Source organism: Aureivirga sp. CE67 (genome assembly GCF_015767245.1).
In the GTDB taxonomy this organism is placed as follows: domain Bacteria; phylum Bacteroidota; class Bacteroidia; order Flavobacteriales; family Flavobacteriaceae; genus Aureivirga.
Genome location: NZ_JADOTV010000013.1, coordinates 19,566 through 36,221, shown reverse-complemented (window position 1 = coordinate 36,221; position 16,656 = coordinate 19,566). Strand labels below are relative to the sequence as shown.

Annotated in this window: 11 protein-coding genes; 5 read left to right on the top strand and 6 right to left on the bottom strand. The window is 27.5% G+C overall.

Annotated features, from left to right (window positions below):
• Positions 1 to 18: 18 nt before the first annotated feature.
• Positions 19 to 1,842 (bottom strand): anaerobic ribonucleoside-triphosphate reductase, encoded by a 1,824-nt coding sequence (gene nrdD, locus I0K12_RS14535; RefSeq protein WP_317194439.1) that lies wholly within the window; start codon positions 1,840 to 1,842, stop codon positions 19 to 21.
• Positions 1,843 to 1,864: 22 nt separating this feature from the next.
• Positions 1,865 to 2,314 (bottom strand): anaerobic ribonucleoside-triphosphate reductase activating protein, encoded by a 450-nt coding sequence (nrdG, locus tag I0K12_RS14530; protein ID WP_196888859.1) that lies wholly within the window; start codon positions 2,312 to 2,314, stop codon positions 1,865 to 1,867.
• 449 nt (positions 2,315 to 2,763) lie between these two features.
• On the opposite strand from nrdG, the gene I0K12_RS14525 reads away from it, so the two are divergent.
• The 3 genes from I0K12_RS14525 (at position 2,764) to I0K12_RS14515 (ending at position 4,803) form a co-directional block, all read left to right on the top strand.
• A complete protein-coding gene (locus I0K12_RS14525) occupies positions 2,764 to 3,537 on the top strand; it encodes a hypothetical protein (RefSeq protein ID WP_196888858.1) in 774 nt (257 codons plus the stop codon).
• 8 nt (positions 3,538 to 3,545) lie between these two features.
• Positions 3,546 to 4,286: a DUF4184 family protein gene (locus I0K12_RS14520; protein WP_196888857.1), complete on the top strand. Its 741-nt coding sequence runs from the start codon at positions 3,546 to 3,548 to the stop codon at positions 4,284 to 4,286.
• Between the two features lie 130 nt (positions 4,287 to 4,416).
• Positions 4,417 to 4,803, top strand: a complete 387-nt coding sequence (locus tag I0K12_RS14515) for a hypothetical protein (RefSeq protein ID WP_196888856.1) — start codon at positions 4,417 to 4,419, stop codon at positions 4,801 to 4,803.
• 38 nt (positions 4,804 to 4,841) lie between these two features.
• Here I0K12_RS14515 and I0K12_RS14510 read toward each other — a convergent pair whose 3' ends face one another.
• From I0K12_RS14510 to I0K12_RS14495, 4 genes are all read right to left on the bottom strand, one after another.
• Positions 4,842 to 7,262: a leucine-rich repeat domain-containing protein gene (locus I0K12_RS14510; RefSeq protein ID WP_196888855.1), complete on the bottom strand. Its 2,421-nt coding sequence runs from the start codon at positions 7,260 to 7,262 to the stop codon at positions 4,842 to 4,844.
• Between the two features lie 196 nt (positions 7,263 to 7,458).
• Positions 7,459 to 8,913, bottom strand: coding sequence for a leucine-rich repeat domain-containing protein (locus I0K12_RS14505; RefSeq protein WP_196888854.1), 1,455 nt, complete (start codon positions 8,911 to 8,913; stop codon positions 7,459 to 7,461).
• Positions 8,914 to 8,920: 7 nt separating this feature from the next.
• Positions 8,921 to 11,059, bottom strand: coding sequence for a leucine-rich repeat domain-containing protein (locus I0K12_RS14500; protein WP_196888853.1), 2,139 nt, complete (start codon positions 11,057 to 11,059; stop codon positions 8,921 to 8,923).
• The gene (locus tag I0K12_RS14495) at positions 11,056 to 11,766 is read right to left on the bottom strand and encodes a YqjF family protein (protein ID WP_196888852.1); all 711 of its coding nucleotides are present in this window, start codon (positions 11,764 to 11,766) and stop codon (positions 11,056 to 11,058) included. The genes I0K12_RS14500 and I0K12_RS14495 overlap by 4 nt, the downstream gene beginning before the upstream one ends.
• 92 nt (positions 11,767 to 11,858) lie before the next feature.
• Between I0K12_RS14495 and I0K12_RS14490 the strand changes: the two genes are divergently transcribed.
• Together I0K12_RS14490 and I0K12_RS14485 are read left to right on the top strand one after the other, a co-directional pair.
• On the top strand, positions 11,859 to 12,512 hold the full coding sequence (locus I0K12_RS14490) for a DUF2461 domain-containing protein (RefSeq protein ID WP_196888851.1): 654 nt from the start codon (positions 11,859 to 11,861) through the stop codon (positions 12,510 to 12,512).
• Positions 12,513 to 12,812: 300 nt separating this feature from the next.
• Positions 12,813 to 16,610: a fibronectin type III domain-containing protein gene (locus I0K12_RS14485; protein ID WP_196888850.1), complete on the top strand. Its 3,798-nt coding sequence runs from the start codon at positions 12,813 to 12,815 to the stop codon at positions 16,608 to 16,610.
• Positions 16,611 to 16,656: the final 46 nt, after the last annotated feature.

Genomic DNA, 16,656 nt, shown 5'->3' with positions numbered 1-16,656 from the left:
GTAACAAAATAATTGTTTTTAATGATAAAACCTTAAACTATGTTCTTTTTGTCTAGAAGCACTGAAATTAGATACTCTTTTTAGATAACCAATGACTCTTGTTCCATGATCAATATTTTTTGAATTACATAAAGTACAATAGTGTAATGTCCTTTTATCAATATGACTACATTCATTGCAAATGGTAATTTTTATATTAAAACAAAAATAATTACAACCAGCTTTAGCTGTTGCTTGAATTAATTTTAAAAAGCTTTCTTTATTTGGAGTTTCTTCTAAATTAAGATGTAAAGCAGAACCACCATCAAGATATTGAATGATTTCTTTTCCATGGAGAATTATTTTATCCAAAGTATTCACTTGGTTATCTTCTACAGCATAAAAATAAGAATTGTAGCAATTTCTATTTACTTCTAAACCATCTTTAAGATCCCATGAAGCATTTTTTACCCCAAGATTTTCAGCAGGTACAAATTCGGTATTAAATAAATATCCATAATTTGATTTAGCAACTTTATTGGCATCAAAAATAATTTTCAATTGGTTTTTTACAAATTCTTTATACATATTATTATTCGTAGGTTCTATACCTAAAAACTCTGCAGCCTCTACCATACCATTAATACCAATTGTTAGAAATTGTTTATCTAAGTTTATAAATCCTGCATCATAAACAGGTAACATTCCGGCACTGATATAATCTTCCATTAATTTTCGATAGGCAACTTGGTATTTCTGTATTTTTTGGATTTCTTTTTCTAAATTTTTTCCTTGTTGAATAAGTCTATTTATGTTTAGTGTGATCACATTAATAGAACCTGTAGAAACTCCTCCAGCTCCAAGAGAATAACTAAATGTATTATCATTAAATTCATTTCTTAAACGGCAACAAGAAGCAAGACTATCCGCATTTTCAGATTGGTAGATAAAAAAGGAATTTCCTTCACTAAGTTCTTTAGCGCACATATCAGCAAATTCAAGATCTTTTGGTTTACCATCTTTTACAAGCATTGCAGCTGTTACTACTGGAAAAGTCAAAACAGCTTTTTCTCTTTCTTCATTGAACCAATGCATAAAAAAAGTTTGTAATTCTTTTAAGTTTTTCCAATTAGGTTTAGAATTATCAGGAAATACAAAAAGACCAAATAAACTTTCAAAATATTTTTCATCATAAATTGAAATATTCCAAAAAACAGATTGATAACCTCTGGCTGCTGCTGGTTGATTGATAGCATAAACTACATGTTGTAAATGGTTTTCAATTAATTTTTTATGAGTAGATAAATAATCTTTCCCATAATCTTTTTGAGCAAAATAATCAAAGTATAACAAAAATTCTACCGTAGCAAGGGCTCCAGCAAATTGAGAACTTATTGCAAAAACAAGATTAACAAACTCACCACAATAACTTTCCAAATGTTTTGGAGCTTTACTTTCACCTCCAAGTTTTGTTAGGCCATCCAATAAAAATGGGTACATACTGATGGAAACACAATAAGGTTTTAAAGATGTTTCATCATGAACATAAATTTCATGATTTTCAATTTGTCGAATATATTCTTCAGCTAATTCTGTATTAAAAATGGAAGCAATTTTGTTTTTTAGCAATTGCCGATTTACTTGAATATTTATATCCTTATTTAATTCAGCTTCCATCGTAGCTATATTTTTTGAAGATACATTAGCATTTGCATCCAATTTTGAGCCATCTGCAGCATTATTTGCTGTAATGTAATTCTCGATAAATTGTATTTTATCGTCAATCTGTTGTTGTGTTAATCGTATCATATAATTAAGTTTAAAATTGTATATTTTTTCTTTCTTTTTTACGTTTAGATTTATTGTTTCTTTAAAGTTTTTTAGCTCAAAGTTTTAAGAAAAGATGATTAAGTTTTTTTTGTGTTTTGACTTCAATAAATTTTTGGTTTGTTCTGATAGAATCTAATCCACCTAAATTTTCATTCCATGCTCCTGTTTTTAACCATGTTAATTCAGTTAATAAAGAATTTTTAATTTCTTCTTCTCCTGTATATAAACAAGTTTTATAATTGATTTTTTTAGCTATTTTTAAAAAATCAATTAATTCATCGTTATGCCATTCACCACCCATAAATAATACACAAGTAGCAAATCCTTGGTATTTTTTTAAGACATTTAAATATTTTTCTTTAGATAAGTATGATCCATTTGATTTTTTCCATAAATCCTTAGAATGACACCCTTTACAATGTAAAGAACAACCCGTGATAGTAAAACATATACTGATTTGTCCTGGAACTTCTTGAAATACAATTTGAATGTCTTTGTAATTCATTTTAATATTTAAGTATTTGAATATAAGTTGATTATTGAGTTTGTTGTTTTATAAAAATAATTTAAAAAAGATGATTTCCTTATAAAGAATTAAGAAAGTAATCAACAGGAAATTGAGGATAAAAAAAGCGAATTAGACTTGTTTAAAATATTTTAATTAAATAGAATCAGAATAAATCAAGTAAATATTTTAGTGTTTTTTAATAAAATCAATGTGTTAAGAAGAAATGGTGAAAACTAATTAGAGATTTTTTTAAAAATAATTAATAATAAGAATGATTTTTATCATTAGCTAGAACTTAGTTTATTAAATTACTCAGAAAAAATGGAATAAAATTTTAGTTTAAAGTTCGGTAAAACTTAAATAAACAAGAATATTTTGAATTTTAAAAGCCATCGTTTTGATGGCTTTTTTTATTTCTGTACTTTGCTGATTTAAAATAAAATAATATGAAAAAAACAATTCTTTTTCTAGTATTCACTTTGACGACTTTTTCTTCATTTGCATGTAGAGAAGCGCTTCAACTCAAAACTTTTCCTATCGGAATTTTAGATGACAAGATTATTGCAATGGATGTTATTATTAAAAGATCAGACCCTAGAGTTCGCATAAATAAAGAAAAATATAAATGGTTTCTTACAACTTATATTTCAGAATATAATAGAGAAGGGGAGTTGATTTTGGTTAAAGAAATGGATTGTATTGAGTTTTTAAAAGATGACTATGAAGATGAGTTGAAAGAATTATTTCAAAATACTTTAGATTCGACAAAGAAAACTTATAAAGGATTGGAAAAATTACAGCCAAAATATATTTCATTTTGTAATTATTCTGGAAATTGTGAATTGCTAAAAAAGACTTTTGAAAAAGAGAATTTTTATCTAAAGTATAAAAAGAAAAAATATAGCGTCCATTTAGATAATTTTTTAAATTTTGATAAAGTAATCAATACGTATGAAGGGCATTATGAATTAAGTTCGATTCGTGTATTTGAAGCTGGTGATGTACAAATTGTATTAGGACATTTAGGAAAGGGACATGAATTAGGATTGGGCTGGCTGACAAATGATCCGAATAAAAAATCGGAAAAAGAAGGTGATGTTGTGATTTATGTAAAAGAAGAAAAAAGAGATTTGGATTTTGATTCGATTGAAAATTCTATTTATACAGAAGATCTTTTACATCATGGTTTTGGATTTGATGCTATATTTGTGGTGAAATAAAATAAAAAATGCCTTTTACTTTTTCACATCCAGCGATTGTTTTACCATTTCAGTTTATCTCGAAGAAATATTTTTCACTAACCGCTTTAATTATTGGAAGTATGATTCCAGATTTTGAGTATTTTTTAAGGTTAGAGCCAAAATCTGTGCATAGTCATACTCTTGAAGGTGTTTTTTATTTTGATTTGCCTTTGGGTATTCTGATTGCTTTTTTGTTTCATAATTTGGTTAAAAATTCACTGTTTGAAAATTTGCCTCTTTTTCTTAAAAATAGATTGTATGGTTTTAAAGATTTTCATTGGAATTCTTATTTCAAAAAACATTACTTAGTAGTTGTATTTTCTTTGATTCTAGGAGTTTTTTCTCATGTATTTTGGGATACTTTTACGCATAATACAGGATTTTTTGTAGAGAAATTATCTGTACTCCAATCTACTTTTACTGTTATGAATTTTGAGATTCCTGTTTTTAAGTTTTTACAACATTCTAGTACGCTTCTTGGAGCATTTTTTATTTTTCTTTGGATAAAATCTTTACCAAAAAAAGAAGTGAAAAGTTCGGCAAATTTTTACCACTATTGGAAATATGTAATTTCGATTTCTTTTCTTCTAGTTTTGATTAAAAACTTCTTTACCTATCCCAATTTTCATATCGGAAACTTTATTGTTTCTTCTATTTCTATGTTTTTTCTTTCAATATTAATAAGCTCTTTTATATTTCAAGAAAACTTTAAAATAAAATTTAATTAACTGATATTTAATGTTTTGAATTGACTTTAAGCTGTTTTTTTCTTATATTTTAAATGTCGGATTTTTTAATTCGATTGGCGAATTCTGAAAAGCCAAATAATAAATAGAGTAGGAAAAAAAATAGTTATTTATGAATTATTCAGGAACTAAAAAATTTGAAATTGTCAATCAAAGCACTACAAATATTGCCAATTTCAGGTTGACACATTTTTTGAGTGAAGAATGTGTAGAATCTACTAATAAAGTTGTTACGAAACCAATATTTGAAAAGAACGAATCGATCATGACAAACTTTGAAGCTGTAAATGGAAAAGAAGATCTTTGGTTTGTGCAGTTTGATACTCCAGACGGAGATAACAAAATGACAAAAGCTTTAAAATGCAACATGAGAGAAAAAGGTTCAGACTACCGAATTATTATTACAAACTCCGAGTTAATCATCGAATGGAATGATAACTTTTCTACTTTACACGCGAAAGGAACATACGTAAAACCAATTAGAGAAGTAATGGAATAAAAGCCCAAAATTTGGGCTTTTTTTTATTTATATTTTTATTACCAAACCTGATCTTCTACAGCATCTGGGAAACTAAATTCCCTCAAACTTTTCATCCTGACAAAACCATCTGGAACGGTTTCTATTTTTGTATCTTCAAAATAAAAAGTTTCTAGTTTTGGTAGTTTTACAAAAGAATCAGGAAGTTCTTTCAAAGCTGAATTTTGAGCTTCAAGTAGTTCTAGATTTTTTAAATCACCAAAGTTTTCAGGAAGTGTTTCGACTTGAGAATTCTGGAAAGAAAGACGTTGTAAGTTTTCTAATTCTGGAAAAGAATTTGGGAACGCTTTTATCTTAGAATTTTCCATATACAGTTTCTGTAAATTTTTCATTTTTCCGAAATTTTCTGGAAGCTTTTCAATTGGTGTATCTCTGATAATTAATACTTCTAAGCTTTCTAAATCTGCTAATGAATCTGGTAATTCTTGAATTTTACTTTGTTGTATATCAAGCTTTGTAAGATTGTTTAATCCTCCCATATTATCAGGCAATTTTTCTATAAATGTACCATATAATAAAAGATTTTCTAAATTCTGCAGATTTGAAATGGATTTTGGTAATTCTTCAATCTTAGATTTGGCAAGTTCCAGTTTGACTAAACTTTTGATATTACAAATAGATTCTGGAAGTTTTTTACCAGCAAAGAAATTTAAATCCACATGATTTAGATTTTCTAATTTTCCTATAGACTCTGGAACTTCTGTGAATATGTTATCTGAAAGGTATAAAAGATTTAAACTTTCCCAACCACCAATAGATTCAGGTAAACTTTTCAATTTATTTTTTGAAAAAGTTATTCTTTTGGCTTTTTTAAGATTTCCAATATTTTCTGGAAGTTCCTCTATGTTATTTTTACTGCATAATACATATTCTAGATTTACAAGCTTGCAAAAAGAATCAGGAAGCTGCTTAATGTTATTTTCATACGCATAAAAATATATTAGTTGTGATAAGTTTCCTATTTCTTCAGGAATCACTTCTATTTCATTTCTAGCAATCTCTAATTGTTTCATGTTTACCAGTTTTCCTATAAACCCAGAAATAGTTTCAATTTTATTCTCTTTGATGTTCAATCGGGTTAGTTTGGTTAAATCACCAATTTCATCAGGGATTTTGTCTATCTCATTATTTTGTAGATTTAAATCTTCCAAATTTTTTGCATAAGAAAGATTCGGGAAAGTTTTTAGCTTATTTTGAGAAAGATCAATTTCTTTTAGATGTTTTAATTCTAAAATTTTAGAAGAAACGTTTTCAATTGCACAATCTGGGGCAAGTAAGATTTCTAGGCTTTTTAAATTTGAAATGGTGTAAGAAATTTCACTTAAACTTCTACAATATGACAAATCTAATTTTTTCAGATTCGGAAAATTTAAAAAAGGAAAATCAACAAAAGCATTACTTTGAAGATACAATGTTTCTAAATTATCTAATTTGGATATTTTGTTTGGAATTGATTTTAAATCACATCCAATCAACATTAATTCTTTTAGATTTTTTAATTCAAATACAGCTTTTGGGAACTTTTTAATATCCGTTTCGCTAAGATCTAATTTTCTTAAATTCTTCAAATATCTAATATCATCTAAATATTTATGAAAATTAGCACGTCTTAATTTTAAGATTTCTAGTTTTGGTAAGTTTTTGAAAAAATCAGGAATTAATTCAAACCCCGAATAACGAACATCTAAATATTCTAGATTTTTACATTTTGCAATAATTTTAGTGTCTTCTTTATCTAGATCTTTATAAGAAATACTAATCTTACCAACTTTATCAAACTCTCTTAACTCTCTTAATTTTTCAGGTTTGTAGATTTCAATATGTGCTTCATTTCGAACACCATTTTTGAAATAATAGGAAAATTCAAGCATTAATTCTTTATGATCATAAATATTTTTAGGAACAAATTTCAGGCTTTCTCCATTACAGTGAAAGGATTTTAAACTATCAATATTTAAGACTTCATCAGGAATTTTTTCAATATTATTATTACATAAAATCAAAAAATTTAATTTTGGAAGTTTTAGTACACTTTCTGGAAATTCACTTAAACAATTATTACTTACACTTAAGTTTGTAAGGTTTTCTAATTCATATATTTTTTCAGGAACTTCTTCAATTTTATTATTATAAAGCCATAAATCTCGAAGGTTTTTTAAATTTGTTATTTCTTTCGGAATTTCCTTAATTTTAGAATATCCGATAACAATTTTTTCCAATTTTTTTAGTTCTAAAATTTCTTTTGGAAATATTTTTAAGTTGGAACGTTCAATTCTAAGTTTTATTAGATTTTTACATTTAGAAAGAAGATTAAGATCTTCTTCCGTAACAGTATTCGCTTTAGAAATATCAATTTCTTTAATATTTTCAAGAAATGAACTTTCTTTTAATTCTTCAAATGATGTAATTTTTAGTGACATATTATTTTAAAATTTAGTTATGTAAGTTTTTATTATTCTTCACAAGGTTCTATCGCAACACTTTTTATTTTAGGAAAAAACTCCTCAATTGGATACGGTAAATGGTCAACACTATCTCCATATACGTTCAAAACTTCTAAATTTTGACATTTTTCTAATGATATTTATTTTTTCAGTTGATTCAATTTTTTAGTATTTAATACAAATAAAAATTTTTATAATTTTTCATGTCTTTTATTCCTTCAGGAAAACTTGTGATATTGTTTTTAGAAACCGAAAGCGCTTCTAATTCATGTATGTTCAAAATACTTTCTGGTAAAGATTCTAAACAAGAGAAACTAAAATATATCTTTTTCAGATTGGTCATTTCATCAATGTTTTCAGGTAATTTTTCAATTTTCCCATATTGAATAATTAACGACTCTAGATTTTTCATTTCTGTAATTTCATCAGGTAATTCTGTGAAATAAGTTCTAGATAAATCCATTTTTTTTAACTTACTCAAGTTTGAAATTTCTCTAGGAACTTCATGTAAAAGAGTATGACTACAATCTAAAAATTCCAAGTTTTTTAAACGACAAATTTCTTCTTGAATCGTTTCTAATCTTGAATAACCCAAATCTAAATGTTCTAAATTTATTAAATTCCTGAATGAATTAGGAACTTCTCGAATACGAGAATTATCAATTTTTAAAACTTCTAAACTTTTCAAATCTCCAATAGTATTCGGTAATTTTAAAAAATCATTTCTCCCAAGAAAAAGTTTCTTCAAATTAATTAGATTTCCTATTTCTTCGGGTATATTTTTTAAAGAATTTTTATTTAATAAAAGCTCTTCTAAATTCTCTAACTCACACACTGAAATCGGAAATTCTGCAAGTGAATTATCAAAAAGATAAAGTTTCTTTAATCTTTCTAAATATTGAAAATCTTCAGGAAGTTCAGTTAGTTTATTGTCTTGTAGATAAAGTTCTTCCAGATTTTTAAACGAACAGAATTCTTTTGGAAGTGTAGAAATATGATTTCTATGAATTTTTAGAATTTTTAAATTTTCTAAACGTCCAATAAAGCCTGGAAGCTCTTTCAAACCAGTTGAAATAAGATTTATTTCTTCAATTTTTTTTGCATTTTGAATATTTGGAAAATCTATAATTTCATTATTTTCCAAATTCAAATGTCGCAAGTTTTCCAGTTTTATTATTTGCGTAGAAACATTAGAAATTTTACAATCATTCGCAATTAAAACTTCCAAATTTGACAAAGCCGAAATAGAGTCAGGAATGTCAGAGATTCTTAAATTATTTTGAAAATTTAGTTTTCTTAAGTTCGGAAAATTTGAAAAAGGAATTTTCTTTAATCTATTTTTACTCAAATTTAAAACCTCTAGTTTCTTATTTACAGGAACTTTATTTGGAAAATGACTTATTTTACAAGATTCTAATGTGATTTCTTTAAGATTTTTAAGTTCTAAAATTTCGATAGGAAATACTTCTAATTTTGTATTATAAATTTGTAAAACTTCTAAATTCTCACATCTTGAAATTATATTCAAAAACTCTTTCGATTTTTCATCTTTAAAGACAATTTCTTTTACCAAAGAAAAATCTTCAACTTTATTTAATTCTTCAAATGATGTAATTTTTTTTGACATTTTAAATTTATTTTCTAATGTAAGTATGCTCTGTGTTTTTTTTAAATGGACCTATTTTTTCAGGTAGATTTTCTATTTTGTTATTATTTATTTCTAATGAATTTAAATTTTCTAGTTTTAATATTTCTTCAGGAAAAGCTTCTAATAAATTATCTTCTAAATCTAATTCTTCTAACTCGAATAAGTTTACAAATGATTTAGGTAAAGATTTTAATTTGTTGTTGAAAAGCTCTAATTTTTTAAGATTATTATTTGGAAGAATTATATCGGGTAGTTTTTCAATTTTATTGTAAGAAACATTTATCTCTTCAAGACTTTTTAATTCAAAAAATGAATCAGGTAGTGTTTTAATTTCATTATGTTCTGCTTGAAAATCAATTAGCTTTTTTGCTTGACTTATAGTCTCTGGAAGTTTTTTAATTTTATTGTAAGAAATATTTATGTCTTCAAGATTTTTTAATTCAAAAAATGAATCAGGAAGTATTTTAATTTCATTATGCTCTGCTTGAAAACCAATTAGTTTTTTTGCTTGACTTATAGTCTCTGGAAGTTTTTTAATTTTATTATTATCAAGATAAATTTCTTCTAGATTTTCAAATAAAAAAACACCATCTGGAAGTTCCTGAAGTTGATTTCGACTAAAATCGAGCTCTTTAAGTTTTTTAGAATTTGGAGTGAATTCAGGAAGCTTTTCTAGTTTATTATCATAAAGATCTACTTCTTCTAATTGTTCGGAAGAAAAAATCTCTTTTGGAATTTTTGTAATAGGATTAGAATTTAAAGTTATTTTTTTTAGACAATTTAGCTGATCAAAATATTCAGGTACTTCTTTGAATTTATTTGAAGATAAATCTAATACTTCCAATTTGGTTGCTCTAGAAATATTAGGAAATTCTTCTAAGTCTGTTCCTATTATTCGCAAATGTTTTAAGTTCACTAACTTAGAAACATCTCCAAGAGTAATTGAATTTTTATAAGAAAAAATGGAAAGTTTTTCTAAGTTTCTCAAATTTGAAAAAGAATCTCCTAAATCCTTTATTTTTAAATTATTACTCATTTTCAACTCTTTCAAATTGGGTAAACTTAAAGTAGGAAGTGTTTCAATGTTTGTTTCTGCAATTACTAAAACTTCAAGATTTTCTAATTTGTTTATTTCTTTAGGAATAGAAGTCAGTTCACGACCATTTAATACAAGTTTTTTAAGTTTTATTAATTTTAGAATTTGATAGGGGAAATCCTTTATTTCATCTATTACGTTTATTTCTTTTGATTTTCTATACCTATTTGTAGATTTCGAAAAACCTAGAAAAGGAATTGCATTTGTCCTTATTGTGATATTTTCTAATTCCTTTAATTCACCAATAGAATTCCAATAATTTGAATCTGAATATCCAATAACATTTAAATATTTTAGCTTCTTTAAATTTTCTAAGAAATTATATTTTGCTTCAAATCTTGTATTTGTAATTTTCAAAAATTCCAAATTTGTACACTTTGCTATATATTCTAAATCTTGAAGATTAAGACTTGTAAAAGACAAGTCTATTTTTAAAATCTCTTCAGGATTGGAATGAGAATGTATCTCTTCTTTATAATAAATAATCTTATGAACCTTTGGCTTTTTGCCATTTATAAATTTGGAAGAAAATTTTAAATCTTTAAACTTACCAGAACTAAATAATATTTCAGGAACAGAAATTAAAGATTCTCCCAAGCAAGTGATACTAATCAGTTTTTTTATATCTAAAACTTCTTCAGGAATCTTTTTAATAGAATTATAAGAACATGAAAATCCTTGTAATTCCGGTAAATTTAGAATACAAGCAGGAAAATTTTCAAGATTATTATTATTTATATCAAATCCTGTTAAATGCTTGAAATTTTCAAATTCATTGGGTAAAGTTTTAATTTCATTATTATTTAAACTTAAAATATTTATATATTTTAAGTTTAAAAATAATTTTGGAAATTCTGTTAAACCAACATTATTTAAATAGAGTCTTCTAATATTTTTACATTTTGAAATTAAAAGAATATCAGATTCTGTTAATTCAATATTATAAAAATTTAAATACTTAATTTTATTAAAATCATCTAATTTTCGTAATTCTTCAATAGTTATTTTTTTTTCTAGTGCAAATCTCATTTAATTTTTGTTTTATTTTCCACAGTAATTTCAGAACCTTCTGCCAACATTACAGAAGCAGGCTCTTGTTGACTTAAAAAAGAAAATTCTTCTCCATAAATTTCTTCAAAATCAACATCTACTTTATAATTCAAAACATCATAAGTTTTCCATTTTGGGTGCGTTACTTCATATTCATTACTAGATTTTTCATTTATGTGTGCATAGCCCCAATAATGTTCGGTTATAAATTCCGTTTTGCTATCTTCTATAATTTCTTTCGCCTCTTTTTCAGCGATTATGGCAATGCTATTCCAACCATTTTGTTTACGCCATTGGTAAGCAACTTTTCTATTCTCTTCTGATTCTTGCCAATTGTGTCGCATTTCCATAGTTTCATAATTTTCTTTATAAACGGTGTTTGCAACAAAAGTCAAAGCAGGTTTCGGAACAATTTCTTTGATAAAAACAACACCACGTTTCCAAGCGCCATTTTCTTTGCGTTTTACATAAAAACGAAGATTTACTTCTTCAAAATCGGTGTGGTACGGGATTTTTAAACCAAGAAGTTTTGTGTTTAAAAACATAAAACCAATAAGACTAACATAACATTTTCCTTCCCATAAATCGAGTTCTGTTCCGTAAGGCACATATTTTTCTAATAATTTTGGGTCAATTTCATAATTGAATATTGCTAGTTTTCTCCATTCTGCAACTAAAAAGCTCATAATATAATTCTTTAGGGTGATATAATATTTATGCGTAATTTTCTCAAAAATATTAATTATTTTAACAGAAAATAAATTATAAATTCAGAAAAATGAAAATAGAATTAATACTTAATTTTTTAGAAGGTTTAAGAGATAATAATAACCGAGATTGGTTTCAAGAAAATAAAAAACAATATACGGAAGCGAGAGATGAATATGCAATGTTGCTCGATGCTTTGATTTCAAAAATTAGAAAATTCGATGGTTCAATTATGGCCATTTCTTCTAAAGATTGTATGTTTCGTTTGAATCGAGATGTTCGTTTTTCAAATAATAAAGAACCATATAAAAGAAATTTTGGTGCTTTTATTTCAGGAAATGGAAGAAAAAGTGAGCAAGCAGGATATTATGTACATATCGAGCCTGGAAATTCATTTATAGGAGGAGGAATTTACATGCCACAACCGAAAGCGTTAAAAGCAATTCGAACAGAAATATTTGAATATCCAGATGAGTTTAAAGCTATAATTCATGATGAAGAATTCTTGAAAGTTTTTCCGGAGATATATGGAGATAAGTTAAAAACTGCGCCAAGAGGTTTTCCAAAAGATTTTAAAGATATTGAATTATTAAGACATAAAAGTTATGCTGTGATTCATAAAGTAGAGGATACATTTTGGAAACAAGAAGATGTTTTAGAGCAAATAATTTCGATTTTTAAGATACAATATAAATACAATCTGTTTTTGAATAATTGCTTGTAAGGTTGATTTTCTTGGTATTTATTAAGAATTTATATTTAGAGTCTATTTTTAGCGTAAAAAATAAATTAAATGTGAAATTTTTAACATATTATGTTAAGTAGTGATAAATATTATGGAAAATAGTTTAAGTTAAATAATATACTTTGTAGATATAATTGTAATAAAATAGTCTTTTTGATAATATAGTTTTAAATTATATGTTAAAATAGTGTTGTACTATTAAAAGTAAATTTATGTAATGGTTAAAGTGTAATATTATAAGTATTTTTGCTAAAATATTATTTAATCAATCCTAAATTTATGAAAAAAATTACATTTTTGATTGCACTGCTGTTAAATACAGTGTTGATGGCACAAGTCTCTATCGGATTTGGAGAGTCATCAACTTCAGCGCCTATCAATCCATTCTTTGGATATTCATATGTGCAAAGTATTTATTTATCTTCAGAAATTAACACTTCAGGAGAAATCACAGCTTTACAATATTACACAAAACCAGGAACAACTTTAACAAACTCTAAAGATTGGGTTGTTTACATGGGGCACACTTCAAAAGAAGTTTTTGATGATAATCAAGATTGGATTACAGTTTCTGCCGATTTACAAAAATTTTCTGGAGAGATTGTACATGATACAGATACAAATATTGTAACTGTAACATTAGACACACCATTTACTTATAATGGTACAGATAACTTATTCATTGCAACAGATGAAAATACAGATTCATATAATGGTTCATTAGATGATTTCTATGCTACAGAAGTAGGTTCAAATAGAACAATTTATTATATTAATGATTCTACAAACCCAGACCCATTAACTCCTCCAGCAACTGGTTCTACTGTAGTTGAGTTAATCGCAAACATCACATTTGTAGGAATTACACCATCTTGTCCTTATCCAACAGATCTTTTAGTTTCAGATATCGATAATGATTCTGCTAAAGTAAACTGGACAACAGGAGGAGCTACAGAATGGCATGCACTTATTTTAGAATCTTCAGCTGCAATGCCAACTGCAGATGCTACAGGATTTGAAGTTATTTCTGGAACTCCAGAAGTTACATTTTCAGATTTAGAAGAAGATACTGACTATAGAGTATATGTGAGAGATAACTGTGGTTCTGAAACAAGTATTTGGTTCCCATCTAGTACTTTTACAACTTTATTAGATTGTCCTGCACCAACAGCTTTGGAGGTTTCTAATATTGCAGAAACTACCGCTAAAATTTCTTGGACAACTGGAGGAGCTTCGACTTGGAAAGTTATCGTTCAAGAAGCTTCTTTAGATGCACCAACTGAGGATGCTACTGACTTTACAGAAGTAAATGATGTTGCAGAATTTAATGCAGAAAACTTAATTGAAGGAACTGAATACAACGTTTATGTAAAAGATAATTGTGGAGCAGACTTAGGAGAAAGTGTTTGGGTTTCAACTAACTTTATCACTAACTGTGGATTATTTACAATTAATGAATCAACTTCTTACGAATATGGATTTGAAGCTGATGAATTAAAATGTTGGGAATATGTAAATGAAGGAACAGGAAACAACTGGGAAGTTTTTACTTCAGCAACATACAGTTCTGAAGGAGCAAATTCTTTAAGATACCGTTATAATTCATCTTATCCTGCAAATGCATGGGCTTATACACAAGGATTAGTATTAGAAGCTGGAGATGTTATTGAATTAAATTTTGATTATAGAACGTATAGTAGTTTTTCAGAAGAAAAACTAAAAGTAACTGTTGGTTCTGCTAAGACTGTAGAAGCACAATCTACTGTAATTTGGGATAATAATGGTGGTGAATCTTTAACAAATACAACGTATTCTAACGCTAGAGTTATTTATACTGCTACAGAAGCTGGAACTTATTATTTAGCATTTAACTGTTATTCTGATGCTAATAAATTTAATTTATATGTTGATAATATCAATGTTGCTATTGCACCAGCTTGTTTATATACTACAGATGTTGTAGTTTCAAATGTTACTAATAATAGTGCTGATGTTGCATGGACAACAGGAGGAGCTGAGGCTTGGCAAGTTTTAGTGCAAGAAGCTAGTTTAGAAGCTCCAGCAGCAGACGCTACTGGATTTATGGATGTTGCTGATGCTGCAACTACTACTTTAACAGATTTAGAAGAAGATACTGAATACATCGTTTATGTAAGAGATAATTGTGGAGAAGAACAAGGAGCTTGGGAAGCATCTGAGTCTTTCACAACTTTATTAAACTGTCCTGCACCAACAGAATTAACAATTTCAGAGATTACAAATAATTCTTTAAAAATTGATTGGACAACAGGAGGAGCTGACGCTTGGCATATTATTATTCAAGAAGCTAGTTTAGATGCACCAGCTGATGATGTAGCTGAGTTTACAGAAGTAACAGAAGCTACTTATACTTTCAATGATTTAGAAGAAAACACAGAGTATATCATTTATGTAAGAGATAACTGTGGTGAATATTTAAGTTTATGGACTGCTTCAAGTTCTGAAACAACATTATACAATTGTCCAGCAACAGAAGAAATTACTATTTCTGAGATTACTTTAACTTCTGCAAAAGTTAACTGGGTAACAATGGGAGCTACTTCTTGGAAAGTAATTGTTCAAGAAGCATCTTTAGATGCACCAGCTGAAGATTCTACAGAATTTGAATCAGTAGATACTACTGCAGAATTTGACGCTACAAACTTAGAAGCTTCAACAGTTTATGCTGTTTATATCAAAGAAGTTTGTGATGGAGAATTAGGAGAAAGCTTATGGTCTACACCAACTTACTTCAGTACTGAGTGTGATGTGTTTACTTTAACTACAGAAAATGCTTATGCTTATAGTTTTGAAGATATGGAAGCTTCTTGTTGGGATTACATCAATGAAGGTGAAGGAAATGACTGGGAAATCCAGACTAATACTGCTGATGATTCAAATTATTTAAGATACAGATATCATGGAGATAATGCTGCAAATGCTTGGGCGTATACTCAAGAAATTCATATGACTGCAGGAGATGTAATTCAAGTTAAATTTGATTACAAAACAGAATCTTCATTCTTTAAAGAAAAAATGAAAGTAACTATTGGTACTGAAAAAACAATGGCTTCTCAATCTACAATTCTTTGGGATAATAATGGAGGAACTGACTTATCAAATACTTCTTACGAAGAAGGTACTGCTTCTTATACTGTACAAGAGACAGGAACTTATTATGTAGCATTTAACTGTTATTCAGATGCAAATAAATTTTATCTATATTTAGAAGATATTGCTATTTCTGTTACAGATCAAGTTATTTTAGAATGTGCTGCACCAACAAACGTTATGGCTGCTGATATTACAATGACATCTGCAAATATTTCTTGGACTGCAGGAGAAGCTGATTCTTGGGAAATCATCGTAGTTCCTTCTTCAGAAGATATGCCAGCTGAAGGTACTGTAGTTTCTGAAACTACTTATGCTGCTACGGATTTAACTTTAAATACAGAGTATAAAGTTTATGTAAGAGATTTATGTAGTGCTGATAATAAGAGTGATTGGACAGAAGCTTACACTTTCACAACTTTAGATGTTTGTGAAGTTTCTACTAATGTGATGGCTGCTAATATTACTGCTACAACAGCAGATATTACTTGGACTACTGGAGGAGCTGATTCTTTCGAAATTATCGTTGTTTTAGCTACTGAAGAAATGCCAGAAACAGGAGTAGTAGTTACTGAAGCTGCTTACAATGCAATGGAATTAACTCCAGAATCTACATACAATGTTTATGTAAGAGACATTTGTAGTGAATTAAATATGAGTGAGTGGACAGAAGTTTATTCATTTACAACTGCTGAATTAGGAATTGAGGATAACATCATCGAAGGATTAAAAATGTATCCAAACCCAATTCAAGATATGTTAACTATTTCTGCTAAAGACAACTTAACTTCTGTGGAGGTTTACAACTCTTTAGGACAAAAAGTTTACACTAAAGCATTAAACTCAAATGTTCAAAAATTAGATTTATCTAACCTTTCTCAAGGTTCTTATGCAGTGAAGATTGCAACAAAATCTACAGTTACTACAAGAAGAATTGTGAAGAAATAAGAAATAAATTCTTGATCTATAAAAGGCTATCTCATTGGAGGTAGCC

Bases quoted from the DNA above. Each gene is read 5' to 3' on its own strand.
- I0K12_RS14485 (WP_196888850.1), top strand. From the start codon at position 12,813: ATGAAAAAAATTACATTTTTGATTGCACTGCTGTTAAATACAGTGTTG.
- I0K12_RS14510 (WP_196888855.1), bottom strand. From the start codon at position 7,262: ATGTCACTAAAAATTACATCATTTGAAGAATTAAAAGAAAGTTCATTT.
- nrdG (WP_196888859.1), bottom strand. From the start codon at position 2,314: ATGAATTACAAAGACATTCAAATTGTATTTCAAGAAGTTCCAGGACAA.
- I0K12_RS14520 (WP_196888857.1), top strand. From the start codon at position 3,546: ATGCCTTTTACTTTTTCACATCCAGCGATTGTTTTACCATTTCAGTTT.
- I0K12_RS14525 (WP_196888858.1), top strand. From the start codon at position 2,764: ATGAAAAAAACAATTCTTTTTCTAGTATTCACTTTGACGACTTTTTCT.
- I0K12_RS14505 (WP_196888854.1), bottom strand. From the start codon at position 8,913: ATGTCAAAAAAAATTACATCATTTGAAGAATTAAATAAAGTTGAAGAT.
- I0K12_RS14495 (WP_196888852.1), bottom strand. From the start codon at position 11,766: ATGAGCTTTTTAGTTGCAGAATGGAGAAAACTAGCAATATTCAATTAT.
- I0K12_RS14490 (WP_196888851.1), top strand. From the start codon at position 11,859: ATGAAAATAGAATTAATACTTAATTTTTTAGAAGGTTTAAGAGATAAT.
- I0K12_RS14500 (WP_196888853.1), bottom strand. From the start codon at position 11,059: ATGAGATTTGCACTAGAAAAAAAAATAACTATTGAAGAATTACGAAAA.
- I0K12_RS14515 (WP_196888856.1), top strand. From the start codon at position 4,417: ATGAATTATTCAGGAACTAAAAAATTTGAAATTGTCAATCAAAGCACT.